The 454-nt window shown below is 28.6% G+C and carries 2 protein-coding genes; both read left to right on the top strand.

Going from position 1 to position 454, the window contains the following annotated elements; all coding sequences use genetic code 11:
- A partial coding sequence (locus DVK05_RS16590) for a hypothetical protein (RefSeq protein WP_199712359.1) occupies positions 1–207 on the top strand: 207 nt, incomplete at its 5' end.
- A gap of 2 nt (positions 208–209) precedes the next feature.
- A partial coding sequence (locus DVK05_RS16585) for a restriction endonuclease (RefSeq protein WP_147437853.1) occupies positions 210–454 on the top strand: 245 nt, incomplete at its 3' end.

The raw sequence follows: 454 nt of genomic DNA, 5'->3' as shown, positions 1-454 counted from the left end.
GAGGCAGGGAAAAATTTCGTAAGTAGCATCGTTAATACTTACGAAAATGACTTTACAATAGATTTACCTTTAAACTCTAAAGATTGGAACGAACAGCTAAAAAAGGATAAAGCGATAACTGACGGAAAAACGTTATATCAAAAAAATGAAATAAAAGAGCAATTGAAAGAACAAACTCATAACGAAAAAGATGATAGGGAGATATAAACATGACTGAAATAAACATTTACAATATTTTACTACTAATATTTATGTTAGTTATCGCATATAAGTTAATGCCCCTCATTTATAGATTTATTAAGAAGAAAAAAATTCAAGCATTATATAGAAGAGCACATATAATTGATATAGATAAAATGGACGGCATAGAATTCGAATATTATCTCGAAGCATTGTTTTTAAAGTTAAAATATAAGCCAATTGTAACGAAAGCTTCAAGGGACTATGGTGCAGA

Origin of the sequence: Halorubrum sp. Atlit-8R (assembly GCF_003666025.1) — an archaeon.
GTDB classification, from domain to species: Archaea; Halobacteriota; Halobacteria; order Halobacteriales; family Haloferacaceae; genus Halorubrum; species Halorubrum salinarum.
The sequence above is the reverse complement of the archived record's forward strand: the minus strand, read 5'-3'. Positions and strand labels throughout refer to the sequence as shown.